At 38.9% G+C, this 15,936-nt stretch carries 17 protein-coding genes; 3 read left to right on the forward strand and 14 right to left on the reverse strand.

Translation table 11 applies throughout. The annotated features are described in order from the left end of the window. Positions 1-61: 61 nt before the first annotated feature. The 11 genes from MKY30_RS11390 to hisZ all read right to left on the reverse strand — a co-directional run bounded on the left by MKY30_RS11390 (position 62) and on the right by hisZ (position 10,445). Positions 62-1,282, reverse strand: coding sequence for an Nramp family divalent metal transporter (locus MKY30_RS11390; protein ID WP_147211242.1), 1,221 nt, complete (start codon positions 1,280-1,282; stop codon positions 62-64). A gap of 170 nt (positions 1,283-1,452) precedes the next feature. Next, entirely contained in the window at positions 1,453-2,391 is a 939-nt protein-coding gene (locus MKY30_RS11395) for an agmatinase family protein (RefSeq protein ID WP_147211241.1), read from the reverse strand. Positions 2,392-2,929: 538 nt separating this feature from the next. Beyond that, positions 2,930-3,988 (reverse strand): histidinol-phosphate transaminase, encoded by a 1,059-nt coding sequence (gene hisC, locus MKY30_RS11400; RefSeq protein WP_339284809.1) that lies wholly within the window; start codon positions 3,986-3,988, stop codon positions 2,930-2,932. Continuing rightward, positions 3,981-4,613, reverse strand: a complete 633-nt coding sequence (gene hisIE / locus MKY30_RS11405; RefSeq protein ID WP_246145178.1) for a bifunctional phosphoribosyl-AMP cyclohydrolase/phosphoribosyl-ATP diphosphatase HisIE — start codon at positions 4,611-4,613, stop codon at positions 3,981-3,983. Before hisIE ends, hisC begins: the two co-directional genes overlap by 8 nt. Next, positions 4,613-5,374, reverse strand: coding sequence for an imidazole glycerol phosphate synthase subunit HisF (gene hisF / locus MKY30_RS11410; RefSeq protein WP_339284811.1), 762 nt, complete (start codon positions 5,372-5,374; stop codon positions 4,613-4,615). The genes hisIE and hisF overlap by 1 nt, the downstream gene beginning before the upstream one ends. Next, positions 5,364-6,086, reverse strand: a complete 723-nt coding sequence (gene hisA, locus MKY30_RS11415; protein WP_147211234.1) for a 1-(5-phosphoribosyl)-5-[(5-phosphoribosylamino)methylideneamino]imidazole-4-carboxamide isomerase — start codon at positions 6,084-6,086, stop codon at positions 5,364-5,366. The genes hisF and hisA overlap by 11 nt, the downstream gene beginning before the upstream one ends. Next, positions 6,083-6,691: an imidazole glycerol phosphate synthase subunit HisH gene (gene hisH / locus MKY30_RS11420; protein WP_147211231.1), complete on the reverse strand. Its 609-nt coding sequence runs from the start codon at positions 6,689-6,691 to the stop codon at positions 6,083-6,085. Before hisH ends, hisA begins: the two co-directional genes overlap by 4 nt. Positions 6,692-6,727: 36 nt before the next feature. After that, entirely contained in the window at positions 6,728-7,312 is a 585-nt protein-coding gene (hisB, locus tag MKY30_RS11425; RefSeq protein WP_341083973.1) for an imidazoleglycerol-phosphate dehydratase HisB, read from the reverse strand. Then, a complete protein-coding gene (gene hisD, locus MKY30_RS11430; RefSeq protein WP_341083974.1) occupies positions 7,299-8,603 on the reverse strand; it encodes a histidinol dehydrogenase in 1,305 nt (434 codons plus the stop codon). Before hisD ends, hisB begins: the two co-directional genes overlap by 14 nt. Next, complete coding sequence (gene hisG, locus MKY30_RS11435) at positions 8,584-9,237, reverse strand: ATP phosphoribosyltransferase (RefSeq protein ID WP_339284818.1); 654 nt, start codon at positions 9,235-9,237, stop codon at positions 8,584-8,586. Before hisG ends, hisD begins: the two co-directional genes overlap by 20 nt. Beyond that, on the reverse strand, positions 9,234-10,445 hold the full coding sequence (hisZ, locus tag MKY30_RS11440; RefSeq protein ID WP_339284820.1) for an ATP phosphoribosyltransferase regulatory subunit: 1,212 nt from the start codon (positions 10,443-10,445) through the stop codon (positions 9,234-9,236). Before hisZ ends, hisG begins: the two co-directional genes overlap by 4 nt. 275 nt (positions 10,446-10,720) lie before the next feature. Here hisZ and MKY30_RS11445 point away from each other — a divergent pair, with 275 nt between their 5' ends. Next, complete coding sequence (locus MKY30_RS11445; RefSeq protein WP_341083977.1) at positions 10,721-11,509, forward strand: histidinol-phosphatase HisJ family protein; 789 nt, start codon at positions 10,721-10,723, stop codon at positions 11,507-11,509. A gap of 95 nt (positions 11,510-11,604) precedes the next feature. Next, the gene (locus MKY30_RS11450; protein ID WP_341083978.1) at positions 11,605-12,039 is read left to right on the forward strand and encodes a universal stress protein; all 435 of its coding nucleotides are present in this window, start codon (positions 11,605-11,607) and stop codon (positions 12,037-12,039) included. Between the two features lie 79 nt (positions 12,040-12,118). Here the strand turns inward: MKY30_RS11450 and MKY30_RS11455 are convergent, their stop codons facing one another. The 3 genes from MKY30_RS11455 to MKY30_RS11465 are packed head-to-tail and all read right to left on the reverse strand — an operon-like array spanning position 12,119 to position 14,605. After that, positions 12,119-12,889: an ABC transporter permease gene (locus tag MKY30_RS11455; RefSeq protein ID WP_341083980.1), complete on the reverse strand. Its 771-nt coding sequence runs from the start codon at positions 12,887-12,889 to the stop codon at positions 12,119-12,121. Further along, positions 12,886-13,821, reverse strand: coding sequence for an ABC transporter ATP-binding protein (locus MKY30_RS11460; protein ID WP_339284825.1), 936 nt, complete (start codon positions 13,819-13,821; stop codon positions 12,886-12,888). The genes MKY30_RS11455 and MKY30_RS11460 overlap by 4 nt, the downstream gene beginning before the upstream one ends. Then, a complete protein-coding gene (locus MKY30_RS11465) occupies positions 13,814-14,605 on the reverse strand; it encodes a MerR family transcriptional regulator (protein WP_186813671.1) in 792 nt (263 codons plus the stop codon). Before MKY30_RS11465 ends, MKY30_RS11460 begins: the two co-directional genes overlap by 8 nt. Positions 14,606-14,844: 239 nt before the next feature. On the opposite strand from MKY30_RS11465, the gene MKY30_RS11470 reads away from it, so the two are divergent. Further along, positions 14,845-15,894: a metal-binding protein ZinT gene (locus tag MKY30_RS11470; RefSeq protein WP_147211218.1), complete on the forward strand. Its 1,050-nt coding sequence runs from the start codon at positions 14,845-14,847 to the stop codon at positions 15,892-15,894. The last annotated feature ends 42 nt before the right edge of the window (positions 15,895-15,936 follow it).

Raw genomic sequence — 15,936 nt, forward strand, 5'->3', positions numbered from 1 at the left:
AAGATGCAAAAAATCCAGTCATGCTAGCATGACTGGATTTTTTTAGCATCGTTTTAATGGTTTATAAAAAGCTGTTAATTGCATCTACTAAGCTGTAAATACCAAGAAATGCTACTACAGCAGTAACCAACCATCCGATAATATTTAACCAGAGGGCATTAACGTACTTACCCATTGTATTTTTCTTATTAACAACAATCATAATCAAAATTGCAATAAGCGGCAGGATTAAACCATTTAATGCTTGTGCGATAAGCAGCACTTCCAGTGGTTCAAATCCAAGTCCTGAAGTGATGATACCGAAAATAATGACTAAAGCAAAGACGATTTTATATTTTTTATTGGAGAAGCCGCCTTCCCATCTCATAAAGCTGCTGACAGTAACAGCTGCTCCCATTGGGGAGGCGATAGCTGAAGAAAAACCGGCAGCGAATAAACCAACACTGACAAATATTGGGGCTAAATCTCCCATTAAAGGCTGTAATGGAGCTGCAAGCTCAACGATACTTGTCACCTCAGTGCCATGAATTAATGCACCAGCTGTGATTAGAATCGCAGCTGTAATAATACCACCGACAGTAATGGAAACAATAGTATCCCAACGCACTGCTTTTAAGTCATTAACGCTGTTCCATTTTTCTCCAACTGTTGAAGCGTGAATGAAGAAGTTATAAGGAACAACAGTAGTCCCGATTAAAGCAATAACGACTAGTATGGAGCCTTGTGGGATTGTCGGAATAAAAGCTCCTTTTAATACACCAAGAACGTCTGAAGTAGCCACAAACATCGTTGTGATAAAGGTAAGACTCATAATACCGATAAAGACAATCATCAGTTTTTCCATGAATTTGTAGCCGCCGGCGATACCGAGAATCAGGATAATTACACCAACAATTGGTGCTACATAGTTTTCAGGAATTCCAGTTAAATACGAAACACCTAGGGACGTCCCGATTAAATCACCACTTATGTATGCAGCACATCCTACACAGACAGCTATTAAAACAATCCATACTGTTGCAAATTTCAGAATTTGATTTTGAAATAGTTCCCTGATATTTTCTCCTAATCCCTGCTTTGTTACTATTCCTATTCTTGCAACCATCTCCTGTAGGATAATCGTGGCTACAATGGCAAAGATAACGGACCATAATAAAGCAAACCCAAATCCTGCTCCCGCCCGTGTTGCAGTTGTTACAGTACCTGGTCCGATAAAAGAAGCGGTAATGATTGCACCTGGTCCGATGGCTTTAAACTTTTCAACAAATTTTGACTGAGCCAAGTAAACTCCTCCTTTGTTTGTAATTAATAAGGAGAGTTCCCTTATTATTTATTCAGTAAACCGGAAAGTATAAAGCTTTCCGGTTTACTGAAATCCAACGTTTTTCGAGGGCAAGTAATTGCAGCCCCGGTTAAAGTATGTCTTTAAAAGCATAGAAAACGCCAAGTTTTCTATGCATGTCCGCCATGAACATGTCCTGCCAGCACATACAACACTGCTGTGGATACAAAGTGTGATGAATTTTGATTGAAATCCTGCTGAGGATACACTTCCACAAAATCCATTCCACAGAGTCCTCGTTTACCGAATTCATAAATCATTGTAAGAAGCTCATAGGAAGTCAATCCATTGCCGTCAACCGGTCCGCCTGGATTGAATGCAAAATCAAGTACATCACTGCAAATAGTCAGATAGACAACATCTACATCTTTAGAAGCCATTTCGTATATTTCATTAGCATATTTCTTTAAATCTTTTTGCTCCCGGATGTCATTAATCGTTATTGTTACAGCACCGGCATCTTTAGCATGCTTTCCTGTTTCCGGCTTGTTTCTCGGACCTTTAATACCAGTGTGAATTAAGCTTTCATTACGTACTCCTTCTGTTTCATATAAGCGCATAAAAGGAGTACTTCTTGCAAACTTATCTCCATCATGATGCGGCATATTGTCATAGTGAGAATCAAGATGAATAATACCGACTTTCTTACCGATATTAGTCAGACCTTTGACAATAGGGTAAGTCACACCATGGTCTCCGCCAAGTCCTACAAGAAATTTCCCGCTCTTCCACAAGTTTTCTGCAAACTCTTCAATTCGGTTCATTGTTTCCGGAACATCATGAGGGACGATGCTGACATCACCGACATCACCTAAGCTTAAATGATCCTCTACATTAATATGGTTTAATTCCGGCAGATATGTGCTGTATCTGGCAGAAGCCAGTCTAATTTGTTTCGGACCAAGCTCGCAGCCTGTATAATCCCCCCATGTACAAGCACCTTCCCATGGCACGCCATAAATTAATACATCTGTATCATAGTCCTTTGTACTTGTCAGATTTTTTGCGCCAAGTAGCGGCGGTGTATTACCGTAAATATTTGAGTTCATTATGATCCTCCTCATCTAGTATGTTTACGAACTCTTCCTAGTGGAATTCTCAGATAAATAATCTTCTTTATGATTCATTCATTATCCACCATGAAATCTTGTTTATTTCTGCTTTCCTGTAAGAGAATCTATTCTATAATTCAATTACATAAAAATCAGAAAAAAGATAATTCTGTTTTTGACAGAAAAATCTTCTATAGCTAACTCCTAAATAATAATTGAAATAATAGATTCATGTCAAGAAATCTAACATAATAAATCGGCTGATTTTAAATTATATGAGATAGAGTAGTTACAGAGTGAAAATGTAGATATGTTCTAATTTTATACTGCTAAAACCGGGACTTTTTCATTGATTTAGTAGTATGACCGTATTCAAAAAAGTGAGTATGGTCATAGTTTTATTATAGTTATTGCGAAAATTTATACAACTTTTTTATGAATTTTTTCTATATAAAAGTAGTGTTTCGTATAGAAAGCTGTTAGAAAATTAATATCTAACAGCTTTCTGCTAATCTATTTAGTTGGATCAGATAAATTACTTTTTAATAATTCTATCGATTGCATCTAGAAGCTTACTCATCTGTTCTTGCGTTCCAATTGAAATCCGCACATAGTTTTCCAGCTTTGGCTGATTAAAATAACGGATAAGGAAGCCTTCCTGCTTCAATTGAGTAAAGAGTTTCTCTGCCTCCATATCAGAGGGAGAAGCAAGGACAAAATTGGTTTGAGAAGGGAGAACATAGAAATTCCTTTTCTCCAATTCCTGACGAAAATACTCTCTTACTGCAATAATTTCCTGCTTTGTTTTTTCAAAATAAGCTGTATCCTTAAACGCCTCTATTGCTCCAACGATAGCTAACCGATCCATCGTATAGGAGTTAAAGGAATCCTTTGCCCGGTTTAACCCTTCAATCAGATCTGGATGACCCAAGGCTAATCCGACACGTAATCCGGCAAGGGAACGGGATTTGGATAAGGTTTGTACAACAAGCAGATTTGGATAGCTGTCAATCAGCGAAACAGCGGAAGCTTCTGCAAAATCGACATAAGCTTCATCAATAATAACCACTTGATCCGGATTATTTTTTAAGATTTCTTCAATTGCCTCTATCTTTACATAAAGGCTGCTCGGGGCGTTTGGGTTAGGGAAAATAACTCCGCCTTCAGATTGAAAGAAGGCTTCGACAGGCAGACTGAAATCGTCCTCTAAAGCAACTTCTTCCACATCCAGCTGATAAAGCTTTGCAAAAGCCGGGTAGAAGCTATAGGTGATATCTGGATATTTTATTGTTTTTCCAGGTTCAAAAAATGTCATAAAACTGAAGGCAAGCACTTCATCAGATCCGTTACCGACAAAGACCTGCTCCTTTTTCAAGCTAAAGCAGCTGCCGATTTCCTCTCTAAGCTCATCCACGGTAGGGGAAGGGTAAAGCTGTAATTTTACAGACTCTTCTTGAATAGCTTTCAGCACTTTAGGAGATGGCGGAAAGGGATTCTCATTTGTATTTAATTTGATAATGGCAGGGTCATCTAATTGTTCTCCAGGAACATAAGGCTCCAGCTGTTTAATTAATGGATTCCAGAATTTACTCACGATGCTGTCCCTCTTTTTCAATATGACGCTCATTTAGTATTTGTTTAATGTCTTTGGTAGTAACACCTTGGTTTTCCATTAAGACAAGCGAGTGATATAATAAATCAGCTAATTCATTTGTTAATTCCTCTTTATCATTGTTTTTTGCGCCGATAACTACCTCTGTTGATTCTTCCCCGATTTTTTTCAGTATTTTATCTAGCCCTTTATTGAACAGGTAAGTAGTATAAGCACCTTCCTGCGGATTTTCTTTGCGGTCTTTAATCTTGCCGGTAAGCTCATGAATCATAGAGAATAAAGGCTTCTCGTTTTCTAATAATGTATTTTCGAAGCAGGTGGTTGTACCTTTATGGCAGGCTGGACCTAATGGCTGAACCTGGACTACTAAAGCATCCTGATCACAATCAACCTTTATTTTTTTTACCAGCTGTTTATTACCGGAGGTTTCTCCTTTATTCCATAGTTCCTTGCGGCTGCGGGAATAAAACCATGTTTCACCGGTTTCTAATGTTTTTACTAAAGAAACCTCATTCATGTAGGCTAAGGTCAGCACTTCTCCAGTTGTATAGTCTTGAATGATAGCCGGGATCAGTCCATTTTCATCATACTTTATTGAAATTTCCATTATGCTCTCCTCCTCATTGGAATTCCTTGTGAGGATAAATATTCTTTTAATTCCGGAATTGGAATCTCCTCGTAATGAAAGACGGATGCGGCGAGTGCTGCATCAATTCCTTCTGTGAAAACTTTTGAAAAATGTTCATATTTACCTGCACCACCGCTGGCGATAACAGGGATATTTACTACATCTGCAATTTTCTTTGTCAATTCAATTTGATAGCCGTTTTTCTCACCATCAGAATCCATGGCATTTACAACAAGCTCGCCCGCTCCAAGTGCTTCTCCTTGTTTTGCCCATTCAATTGCATCCATTCCGGTGTCTTTTCTTCCGCCATTAATAAATACATGAAAGTCACCATCTGCTGTTTTTTTTGCATCAATCGAAAGAACAATGCATTGACTCCCGAACTTGTCGGAGGATTCTTTAATTAATTCTGGACGCTGTACGGCAGCACTATTCACGGATACTTTATCGGCGCCTGCGTGAAGAACACTGTGAATATCTTCTATTGTGCGAATACCGCCGCCGACCATAAATGGTATTGCGATTTCACGGGCAACCTGTTCTACGACATCTAAGAAGATATTCCGTTCTTCATTGGAGGCTGTAATATCATAAAATACAAGCTCATCTGCACCTTCCCGGTTATAGCGTGCAGCCAATTCGACCGGATTAGCAACATCTTTGATATCTTGAAATTTCTTTCCTTTTACAACACGTCCCTTATCCACATCAAGGCAGGGGATAATTCGTTTAGCGAGCATGATTATCCTCCTTTACAACATCCTCCAGCTGGATGGTTCCGTCATACAGCGCTTTTCCAATAATAGCTCCATAAAGGCCGAGCGACTGAAGATTAACAACATCCTCTTTACGGGAAACACCGCCAGAGGCAATAATATTCATACTGGTAGCTTTCTGCATTGCTTTTAATTCTTCGAGATTTGGTCCGCGCAGCATGCCATCCTTTAAAATATCTGTATATACAATCGTTTCTAAACCGGCTTCCTCTAATTTCTTAGCAAGGTCAGCTGCTTTTGTATCGCTGTTTTTTGTCCAGCCATCGGTTGCAACATAGCCATTACGCGCATCGAGAGACACAGCAATCTTATCACCGTATAACCTGATTGCTTCTGTAAGCATATCCCAATCTGTGATGGCTGAGGTACCGAGGATAACCCTTGCAGCACCGCCTTTTACATATTCTTTAATAATATCCAAAGAACGGATGCCGCCACCGACTTCTACAGGGATTGATAAAGCTTGAATGGTTTCTAAAATGACTTCTTTATTTTTGGCATCACCAGTTTTAGCACCGTCTAAATCAACCATATGAAGGAAAGCCCCGCCAGCCTCCTGCCATTTTTTTGCTGTTTCTACAGGGGAGTTGTTATAAGTAGTCTGCTGATTATAATCCCCTTGTTTTAAACGTACACAGTTTCCGTCCTTTACATCAATTGCTGGAAAAATAATCATGAAATCGACTCCTCATAATTTTTCAATAATGCAATCCCGACATCACCGCTTTTTTCCGGATGAAATTGCATGCCTGTTATATTTTTATTCTGTACAATAGCTGGTACGCGTCCACCATAATCTGCGCTTGCAACAAGTGTATTCTCCTCCAGACCATCCACTGCATAGGAGTGGACAAAATAAACATATGGTTCATCACCAAGATTATTTAACAAGGCACGGGCCTGATCTGCCTGCTGGAGAATATTCCAGCCCATATGTGGGACCTTTACTTTGTCAGAAATACGTTTAGCAGAACCGGACAGGAGACCAAGGCCATGGCAGCCTCCATTTTCTTCACTGTATTCATAGAAAAGCTGCATGCCGAGACAGATTCCTAAAATCGGTTTGCCATTTGCAGCTTCATCTTTCAGAATAGTATCCAGCTGATAGCGTTGTAATGCTTCCATCGCATCCTTGAAGGCGCCGACACCGGGAAGAATAATGGAATCGGCCTGATTAATTTCTTCCGGATCCATTGTCAGCTTGGAGGTTTTCCCTAATTTATCTAATGCAAACTGCAGGCTTTTGATATTTCCTGCACCGTAATCAATAATGGCAATCATATGCTAGGCTCCTTAAAAAAAGATAGATAAGCGTTATTACAGACTCCCTTTGGTAGAAGGTACGCCTTTCATTGTTGGATCGATGGATACTGCCTCGCGGATTGCACGTCCCAATCCTTTGAACATCGATTCAATCATATGATGTGTATTTGACCCATACAAAACCTCGACGTGAAGTGTTACCTTTGCATGGCTGGAAAAACCGATCAGAAATTCTTCAACTAATTCCGTATCAAAACTCCCTACTTTATCCTTCAGACCGTCTACCCGGTAAACTAAAAAGGAACGACCGCTGATATCGATAGAAACAGAAGAGAGAGACTCATCCATCGGTGTTGTTGCTGTAGCATAGCGTTTAATGCTTTCTTTTGTTCCTAATGCTTCATTAAATGCCTGGCCAAGCACAATACCGATATCCTCAACAGTATGGTGCTGATCCACCTCTAAATCTCCATCACATTCAACTTGCAAATCCAGTCCACCATGTTTGGAGAAGAGAGTAAGCATATGGTCTAAAAAGCCGACCCCTGTTTTTAATTCAGATTTTCCTTCTCCATCTAAGTTAAGAGCAAGAGATATGCCCGTTTCTTTCGTTTGCCGTTTTTTTTCAGCTTGACGCATAGTTATTCTCCTTTCGAATTCGAATAGCATTCGCGTGAGCTGTAAGACCTTCCGCGTCTGCAATGGTAATAATCGTATCTGCATAATCAAGCAGCCGTTCTTTTGAATAATGAATAGTGCTTGATTTTTTCATGAAATCATATACACCAAGCGGGGAAGAAAAACGTGCTGTCCCGTTTGTTGGCAAGGTATGGTTAGGGCCTGCAAAATAGTCTCCCAAAGGCTCACTGGAATATGGTCCGATAAAAATAGCTCCAGCATGCTTTACTTTTTCAACCTGCTCCTCGGCTCCTTCTCCCATTAATTGCAGATGCTCTGGAGCAATGGAGTTAATTAGCTCAATAGCCTGTTCCTCGTCATCACAGATAATAATTTTTCCATTTGCCTGAATGGATTCACGGATGATTTCCTCACGCTCCAGTAATGGAATTTGCCGCTCAATCTCTTTTTGCACTTCTTCTGCATAATCAGCATCTGTAGTCACACATATCGAAGTGGCATCTTCAGCATGCTCTGCCTGTGATAATAAATCAGCAGCAACATAGGAAGGAGGGACGGTGTTATCAGCGAAGGCACAGATTTCACTCGGACCAGCAATCATATCAATTGCTACATCGCCGAACACCCATTTCTTCGCACGGGCGACAAAGGCATTCCCTGGTCCGACAATCTTATCCACTTTAGGCAGGCTCTCTGTTCCATAAGCTAAAGCAGCCACAGCTTGGGCCCCGCCGATTTTGTAAATACCGGCAGCGCCTGCAATTTTTGCGGCTGTAAGAACGACGGGGTCCAGGCTTCCATCCGGACGGGGAGGGGTTGTAATGACAACCTGGTCTACACCGGCAACCACAGCTGGAATAACATCCATTAATACAGTTGAAGGATAGCTGGCTTTTCCTCCAGGTACATAGACACCGACACGATCGAGCGGTGTAATTTTTTGTCCCAGCTGAATACCTGGCTGCGGGCTGAATTGAAAGCCTTCTTCTTTTGTTTTTTTCTGATATTGCCGAATATTCTCAGCTGCAGCTGTTAATGCTTTAAAAAGTTTCGGTTGTCCTGTTTTTATACTATTAAAGGCATTATTCCATTCTTCCTCTGAAACAGAGAGAGAGGTAATAGCAGCCTTATCAAATTTTTTAGTATACGCAAGTGCTGCTTCATCGCCACGCTCCTGTACAGCACGGATAATTTCCAAAACCTTTTCATCTAAATTTTGCTGCATCAGCTGTGTTGCTTTTTCTGTATTTGCTACATTTTGTTTATATGTTTCATAACGGAGAATTTGCATTTTCCTCACTCACAACCTGTTCCAATTTTTTTAGTACATCCTGAATTTCTTTTGAACGTGTTACAAAGCTTGCTTTGTTCACAATGAATTTTGTACTGATCGTCTCGATATCTGCTAATATTTCCAATCCATTTTCGTGCAGCGTATTTCCTGTCTCGACAATATCAACGATATAATCTGCGAGACCAATCAATGGCGCCAGCTCAACGGAGCCATTGAGATGCACGGTTTCAATCGTCTGATTGCGTTTATCAAAAAAGTTTTTAGCGATATTCGGATATTTGGTGCCAATCGTCAAAGATTGATTATCAGGAAGAGAGACACCTTTTTTTCCAGCGACAGAGAATTTACATTTTCCAATCCCTAAATCAAGAATTTCGTAAACGTCCGCCTCTGTTTCTATTATATTATCTCTGCCGACAATACCGATATCGGCAGCACCTTTTTCTACATAAATAGGGACATCCATCCCTTTTAAAAATATTAATCGCAGAGTCTTGTCTTTATTGAAAAAAACAAGTTTACGTGTTTTTTCATGAAAATCTTCGAAATGGATTCCTGCTGCTTCTAATAAATCAATGGATTGCTTAGCAGGACGTCCTTTTGCTAAAGCGATCGTTACGGGTTGCATCATTCAACGTCCTTTCTTAAATACCAATCTAGTAATTCCTGTTCGGTTTTAAATTCTCTTTGTTCTTTTTGTTTACTATATACTAATTTTTCAGTATTTACGAATATTCCCGGTGAATCAGAGAGTTGCTCATCCTCTTTAGCAGTTCTGACAATGACCGTATAATTTGCCGTTCTTAACGCTTCTGCAAGCTGAAATGCTCGCTGGCGTTCAGAAGCTTCATAATGAAGCTCAATAATCTCTTCTTCTGTAAAAACACCGGAGAGTAAGTCAACCAGTAAATTCACCTCAAAGGCAAATCCGATGGCAGGCATTTCCCGGTAAAAGGATCGGCTTAAATAATCATAGCGTCCTCCCATCATAATTGGCTGTCCCAAACCTTCTGCGAATCCCTGAAATATAATCCCTGAATAATAATTCATATGGTTAATCAGTCCAAGGTTAATTGAAATGTAGGAATCAACCTGATAGTCTTTAAGAAGCTGATAAACTTTAGACAAATAGTCCAGCTCTTCACGCATGCGTTCTGTTGAGATAATATTCTCTGCTTCATCGATAACAAGACTTGCATCGCCGTAGAGCATAGGAATTTTTCGAAGCTTTTCGATTAAAGAAGCGTCCAAGTCCAAGTCTTTTAAAAAAGGAACAATTTCAGAGATATTTTTGGATTGAATATATTGATCCAGCTGTTTTTGCTGCATAGCGTTAAGATTGGCTTCACGTAATAATTCTTTATAAAAGGTTGCATGGCCGATTTCTATTTTAAAGGAAGGAATGGCTAATTCTTTTAAACTTGTAACAGCTAATGCAATCAGTTCCGCATCTGCTTCAGGTGTGCGCTCTCCGAACAGCTCGACACCTGCCTGAGTACGGGAACGTTCTTCTAAAGTAGAACGAAAAATATCGAGCACATAAGACAGACGGCCGGATGCCACCTTTTCCTGCAAGTGGGTATAGTGCCTGGCGATTGGAATGGTTGCATCTGGACGCAGAACAAGCACTTTTCCAGAGGGATCAATCAGCTTTAGCATGTCAGCTGTATTAACGGTTCCCTGGACATCATTATATAAATCATAATCTTCAAAAACAGGTGTCTCTACCTGCTGATAGCCGAATTTTGTGAACCGATTGGTTAATTTATGGATAACATGACGTTTTTTAGCGTATTGTTTCGGGTAGAACATGGAATGAAGCAATTGTTTATTTCTCATAAAATTCTCCTTCTATTTTTAGAGGATGTTCAAAAAGTCCAATAAAGATGACTCAGCGAATTTCTGCGTTGACGTGCTTTTTCCGATACTCACGTATTATAAAGCATACGCTCCGTTCGTAAAAAGCACGTCGCCTTGAACTTCTTGGTCCTATTTATCGGCCTTTTTGAACACATACTTTTAACGCTTTATTAATTTAGTGCTTTATCTAATTAAAGTTATCTAGTATTATAATAATGTTCAGAAAAAAAGTCAATGAAAGGAGTTTAACTTTTATGTATGATTTTCATATGCACTCAAGCTTCTCGGCAGATTGTGAAGCACCAATGGAGGATATGATTCAGGAAGCGATTAAAAAAGGGCTTAAAGAAATTGCATTTACCGAGCATTTAGATGTAGACTATCCGGATGAGGAATGGGATTTCAGTTTTGATCCGGAAGCTTATCAAAAAAAATTAGAAGGTTTACGGGAGAAATATCAAGATAAAATTGAAATACGCAAAGGGATTGAAGTTGGCGTGCAGCCGCATGTGCTTAAGGAGACATCCGAATTTATTGACCGGGTAAAGCCGGAATTTATCATTTGTTCTATGCATGCAACGAATGGACAGGATTTACATTCTGGTGAATTTTTTGAGGATAGAACCATAGATGAAGCATACCGTGTTTATTTTGAAGAATACTATGCGCGCTTAAAGAATTTTAAAAATTATCATATTCTTGGGCATCTTGATTTAGTCAGCAGATACGCGTCTGGAGGACTGGAGCATTTGCCAACGGATATTATAGAAGAAATATTAAAATTAGTTATCTCGGAAGGCAAAGGAATTGAGTTAAATACATCCGGCTATAAATACGGCATGGATGCTCCGTTGCCAAGTAAAAATATATTGCGCTTATATCGTGAACTTGGCGGAGAGATAATCACGCTTGGTTCTGACGCGCACCGTCCGGGAGAAATTGCTGCTCATTTTAAGGAAGCAAAAGATATATTAACAGAGTGCGGTTTTTCTTATATATGCAGTATGAATGGAGAAGAGATTCATCATCATTCCATTAAATAATGCCTCTTCTTCAGCATAGTTCTATTTTATAAAAGTTTTTTGCAGATGTGTTACGATAATATTAGGAAGAAAATATGAATTAGGGAGGAATAGTAATGAGTTTTAATATTTTAGTAGCTTATGACGGATCCGACCTTAGCAGAAAAGCAGTAGAAGAAGCAAAAAAACAGGTTAAGCTTGCGGAGGACGCCGTCCTGCATATTGTAACCGTTATTTCGAATGGCGGGCCAACTGTAAATGTAGCTCTTGCCCGCAGTTTTATGAACGATTTGGCCGAAGAGGCCCGCCCTGCTATTGAAAGCATTCGTGAGGAGTTAAAGGAAGCAGGGGTTGCGTGTAAAGCAGATATTCTGATGGATTATACCTTCCGTAATCCAGCTTCACAATTAATTGATTATGCGAAAGAAAATGAAATAGAATTGATTGTTCTGGGCAGCCGGGGGCTGGGAGGAGTAGGAAGATTCTTCCTTGGAAGTGTCAGCAGTCAAATTGTTCATCAGGCAGAGTGTAAAGTGCTGGTTGTTAAATAATAGGAGGAAAAAGAAAATCTAAAGCTGACTTTGATAGTTGACCAGGGCTGCTTTAGATTTTCTTTTTCTATATAATAAATTAAAAATCCCTTTTTTGAAATGAAATAATGGCTATAAGAGATGTAATTACTAACCAAAGTAATAATAGACCGATACTTGTGAAAGTTCCCAATGCTTCAAAGGATCCCTCAGCAGCAGTCCCGGATAAACTGTGTATTGCTGACTGAGGCATGATAGGCAGCAGTACTTTTTGAACGGTATCTGAAAACATATTGATAAGCGCCGGAAATGCTATAACAATGATGGAGAAAGCAATGCCTCCCCCGCTACTCTTGAAAAAAATAGTCGCAGCAACGGTAAGCAGGCAATAAAACACCGGCATCACCATGATGCCCAGAACAAATTGTCTGACATCAGTATTTGCAAGATTTGCAGCATCCATATTATTTATCATTAGAATGACTTGGCTGCTTAAATAAATGAGAGCAATAAGAAGGACACTCAGTACAATAGACAGGAAGAAAAAGGTTATATATTTTCCCATAAAAAACTTTTTTCGATCTGGACAGACAGCCAAAGAGGAATAAATCGTTTCTGCAGTAAATTCTCTGGATATAGACAATCCTGTAAAAATAATCAGCAGAATACTGGCTAAATCAATTCCCAACATATTTGCTGAAACTACCTCAAGGACCGATAAATCTGTGATGGCTCTACCTTGTGTAACATGTGTAGTTACGGAAAAGATAAATCCTGCTACCAAACTGATTCCAATTGTAAAAAGTAAATATACTCTTGAAAAGCGGAGAAAGAAAATTTTTTTATGTTCTGCTTGAATAACATTTTTCATTTTAATTCCCTTCCTTCCACAGGAGTAGTGCCGGTCGATACGTAATCCATTTTACCTTCTGTTAATTCTACAAATAATTCTTCTAAGGAAGGCTGTACTTTGGTTAATTCGTATAAAGCCAAATTCTTTTCCTTTGCCAGCAACCCGATTTGTTTCATCTCCAAATGATGAACATGCAATTCTTTATTTTTATTTTGTTTAATATCCGCACCTTTTTCTGTTAGCAGGGATATTAATTCTTCATTATTTTCACATCTTACTTTGACATAAGCGCCGAGGCTTGTTTCTGCCAGTTCAGCTACTGTCATATCTGCAATTAAATTTCCTTGAGCAAGAATAATCATTCTGTCTGCTATCATTTGCATCTCACTCATCAGATGACTGGATATCAGTACTGCTTTTCCATTCTGTGCCAGCTTTTTTGTTAATTCACGTAACCAATGAATGCCATCTACGTCCAATCCATTAAAAGGTTCGTCAAGGATAACTGTTTCCGGATTGCCTAAAAGAGCAGTTGCTATACCTAAGCGTTGTTTCATTCCTAAGGAGAAAGTGTTGACCTGCTTGTGCTTTACATTTTCCAATCCTGTTTCGATTAGCATTTTTTCTGTTTGTTTTTCAGGAATACCACTTGCTGCGGCGATTAATTCTAAATGCTGTTTCGCCGTTAATTTTGGATTTACAGCATCCCCGTTGATTAAGGCCCCTACTTTGGAAATAGGCTGCTTTAGATCTTTATAGCTCTGTCCATCAATTGTTACACTGCCCTCACTCGGATTCGTTAATCCTAAAATCATTTTCATCGTTGTTGATTTGCCTGCGCCATTAGGACCTAAAAAGCCTGTTACAACACCGGGGTGAATAACGAGCGATAATTGATTTACAGAGATTTTATCCTTGAAGGTTTTCGTTAAGTTTTTTATTTCAATCATTTTTATTCCTCCAAACATCAGATTTGCCAGAGGATAAATAGTAGTCTACAGACTTATCGATAAAGGAATCTGTAAATTCCATCAGCCGATAATCCTCCTCCGGCCATTGTTCCCGGTTTTTATAGGAATTCTTATGAGCTGAGAGTAAATCCTGGTTTCCTTCTGAAATACTTACAACCATCTCTATCCATTTTTTTGCAAAAGCTTGCCCTTGCTTACTATCCGGTTCAATATCGTTTAGTATGTGAGCAACAGCTTCTAATATAAGTGCTTTCCAATCCCAATATATTTCTAAAACCTCTTCCCAATTCTGATAATGCTCCATAAAGGTATTTTCTGCTTTTTTATCAAATGCAACATCTTTATATTGATAAATAGTATCCTTGTTTAAAGAGATAATTAATTGCACGAGGTTCCCTAAAGGAAGTGAATCATTTTCATTCATTCCAGCGAGGCTTGTTTCAATCAAAGCAATATTACTTTTGATATCATGCAGCTTATAGTAGAATATCTCCCTTTGTTTTTCCAATACGTTAATAAGCTGCTTTGCTGTTGTGGTTTCTTCCAGCAGCTTGGAAATATCTTTAATTTTTAACCCTAAAGACTTGTAAAACAAAACCTGCTGCAGTCTTGTTAAGTCTGACTCCTTGAAATATCTTCTTCCATTTTCTTCATCTTTTTCCAGTGGAACTAAATTGATATTATCGTAATATTGTAACGTCCGGACGGTGACACCGGTAAGCTTGGAGATTTCACCGATTGAAAATCTGCTTTCTTTTTCCACGATAGCACCTCCTTATTATCATTAAATCACATTACGTTACGTCGTCATCAATACCTTGAATAAAATTCTTAAAAAATAAATCCTCCTTAGCATGTAATAAAGCTTATAAATCTATTAGAAACAAATTTGTATTTTTAAAAAGGTAAAAAATCTCTTGACCATTAATAGGCACCTATGTATAATTTAAATCGTAATCATTACGAAACGTAATCATTACGTATAATGAAAGGAGCATCTATATGAAGAAGTTTTGGCAATTAGGAATTATTTTAGGTTTAATTAGTTTTCTATTTATAGCCGGCTGTCAATCGGGAAATGACGAAGCAGCCAGCCAGGAGGAAGGAACAGATAGCCAAGAAGAGGCAGAAGGGAATCATGAAGAAGAAGAGCATGATCACGATCATGGTGATGAAGCTGTTTCCTTTGATGATGTACCAGAAAATATACAAATTGAAGGTTTATCCGACCATTACCATACAGGCGATGTCTTTAAGTTAGAAGCAGTAACGGAAGAGGACTTGGATCATTGGCATTGGTACATACGTGATTCTTCTGAAGAGGAATGGACTGTGGTAGAAGATCAATTTGAGGACTCTTATATTGGTGACGCAGAAGTAGATGGGCAGGAGGTTATAGCAGTTCTTTACAGTGATGATCACGAGGCTGTTGCTAAGTCTCCTGTAACAGAAATTACAATCGATGACCATGAGCATGGTCATCATCACCATCATGGAGATGATGAGGAGAGCCAGCAAATCTATGAAGGATATTTTGAAGACGAACAGGTAGAAGATCGTCCATTGGCTGATTGGGAAGGTGATTGGCAATCCATCTATCCATATTTAGAAGATGGTTCTTTAGATGAAGTATTCGAGCATAAAGCAGAAGAAAGTGATGATATGACAGCGGATGAATATAAAGATTACTATACAACTGGCTATGAAACAGATATAGAGCGTATCGTCATTGATGGAGACGAAATTACTTTTTACCAAAATGGCGAAGAGCATACAGGAACGTATGCTTATGACAGCTATGAAATTCTTGAATATGAAGCTGGAAACCGCGGTGTCCGTTATATTTTCGAATTAGAAGGAGAAGCGGATGAAAATCTGCCGGGATATATTCAATTTAGTGACCATGGAATTGCTCCTGGTGAATCATGGCATTTCCATTTGTATATGGGAGATGATAATGACGCCTTATTAGAAGAAATGGATAACTGGCCGACATATTATCCATCTGATTTAGATACCGATGAGATTGTTCATGAACTAATTGCTCATTAATGATTAATAGCAAATAGAATGCTGTTTATAAAAGCAGATTCT

The organism is Oceanobacillus sp. FSL W8-0428, from assembly GCF_038004405.1.
Classification (GTDB): Bacteria; Bacillota; Bacilli; order Bacillales; family Amphibacillaceae; genus Oceanobacillus; species Oceanobacillus sojae.

Excerpts from the sequence above, each read along its gene's own strand:
- MKY30_RS11470 (WP_147211218.1), top strand. The coding sequence starts at position 14,845 with ATGAAGAAGTTTTGGCAATTAGGAATTATTTTAGGTTTAATTAGTTTT.
- hisF (WP_339284811.1), bottom strand. The coding sequence starts at position 5,374 with ATGCTCGCTAAACGAATTATCCCCTGCCTTGATGTGGATAAGGGACGT.
- MKY30_RS11395 (WP_147211241.1), bottom strand. The coding sequence starts at position 2,391 with ATGAACTCAAATATTTACGGTAATACACCGCCGCTACTTGGCGCAAAA.
- hisD (WP_341083974.1), bottom strand. The coding sequence starts at position 8,603 with ATGCAAATTCTCCGTTATGAAACATATAAACAAAATGTAGCAAATACA.
- hisH (WP_147211231.1), bottom strand. The coding sequence starts at position 6,691 with ATGATTGCCATTATTGATTACGGTGCAGGAAATATCAAAAGCCTGCAG.
- MKY30_RS11460 (WP_339284825.1), bottom strand. The coding sequence starts at position 13,821 with ATGATTGAAATAAAAAACTTAACGAAAACCTTCAAGGATAAAATCTCT.
- MKY30_RS11450 (WP_341083978.1), top strand. The coding sequence starts at position 11,605 with ATGAGTTTTAATATTTTAGTAGCTTATGACGGATCCGACCTTAGCAGA.
- hisA (WP_147211234.1), bottom strand. The coding sequence starts at position 6,086 with ATGATTATTTTTCCAGCAATTGATGTAAAGGACGGAAACTGTGTACGT.
- hisB (WP_341083973.1), bottom strand. The coding sequence starts at position 7,312 with ATGCGTCAAGCTGAAAAAAAACGGCAAACGAAAGAAACGGGCATATCT.
- hisG (WP_339284818.1), bottom strand. The coding sequence starts at position 9,237 with ATGATGCAACCCGTAACGATCGCTTTAGCAAAAGGACGTCCTGCTAAG.
- hisIE (WP_246145178.1), bottom strand. The coding sequence starts at position 4,613 with ATGGAAATTTCAATAAAGTATGATGAAAATGGACTGATCCCGGCTATC.
- MKY30_RS11455 (WP_341083980.1), bottom strand. The coding sequence starts at position 12,889 with ATGAAAAATGTTATTCAAGCAGAACATAAAAAAATTTTCTTTCTCCGC.
- hisZ (WP_339284820.1), bottom strand. The coding sequence starts at position 10,445 with ATGAGAAATAAACAATTGCTTCATTCCATGTTCTACCCGAAACAATAC.
- MKY30_RS11445 (WP_341083977.1), top strand. The coding sequence starts at position 10,721 with ATGTATGATTTTCATATGCACTCAAGCTTCTCGGCAGATTGTGAAGCA.